Origin of the sequence: Pseudomonas sp. IPO3749, from assembly GCF_013386605.1 — a bacterium.
Classification (GTDB): Bacteria; Pseudomonadota; Gammaproteobacteria; order Pseudomonadales; family Pseudomonadaceae; genus Aquipseudomonas; species Aquipseudomonas azotoformans_A.
In genome coordinates this window covers 1-669 of sequence record NZ_JACARN010000132.1, presented here as the reverse complement: position 1 = coordinate 669, position 669 = coordinate 1, and the positions used below count along the sequence as shown (strand labels likewise).

The window sequence follows — 669 nt, the reverse complement described above, 5'->3', positions numbered from 1 at the left end:
GCCTGTTTAGGGCACAGGTTGAACGAGAAGCGCAGGCAGTGCTTGGTGATCATCACCGGCACTTCGCCGGTTTCTTCATGGGCTTCGAAGGCGGCGTCGATCAGCTTCACGCCGTGACGGTAATAGAAATCACGGGCCTTCTGGTTGTAGACGTTGGCCAGGAACGACAGATGCGCTTCCGGATAGACCGGCGGCGGAGTGGTTTCGGCTTTGCGTCCACCACGCGGGTGAGCGGCCACACGGGCAGCGGTCAGCGCTTCGATCACTTCGCGGCGCAAGGCCTTGAGCTGTGAGTTAGGGATGAAGAACGCCTGCGGCGCATCCAGTTGGATGTCGGTCGCGTGGTATTCGGTGGTGCCCAACTGGCCGAGCAAGTCGCGCAGGGTGTCCAGCGCCTGTTCCGGCTTGTTGGCCACGCCGAACGGGCCGGGCAGGGTGACGCTGGCGCTGATGCCTTCTTCGCTGGTGGCGGTGACTTCCAGCTGCGCTTCGCGCAGACGAGCAGCCCAGGTCAGGCCGATACGGCGCTCGGATGAAGTCTTGAGCAGCGCCTGTTGCCAGTTGTGGTCCAGGTTACGGTTCAACGGGTGGTTCGGGCGCAGTTGGTGCAGGCCGGCCGGCATTTCGTTCGGCTCGACGCGGTAGCGGTAGCGCTTCTCGCCGTCTTCC

1 protein-coding gene is annotated in these 669 nt (G+C 63.5%); it reads right to left on the bottom strand.

What is annotated here, in order from left to right; translation table 11 throughout:
* Positions 1 to 669 (bottom strand): DUF3656 domain-containing protein (locus tag HX812_RS31385; protein ID WP_178949152.1); only part of this gene is annotated, 669 nt, incomplete at both ends.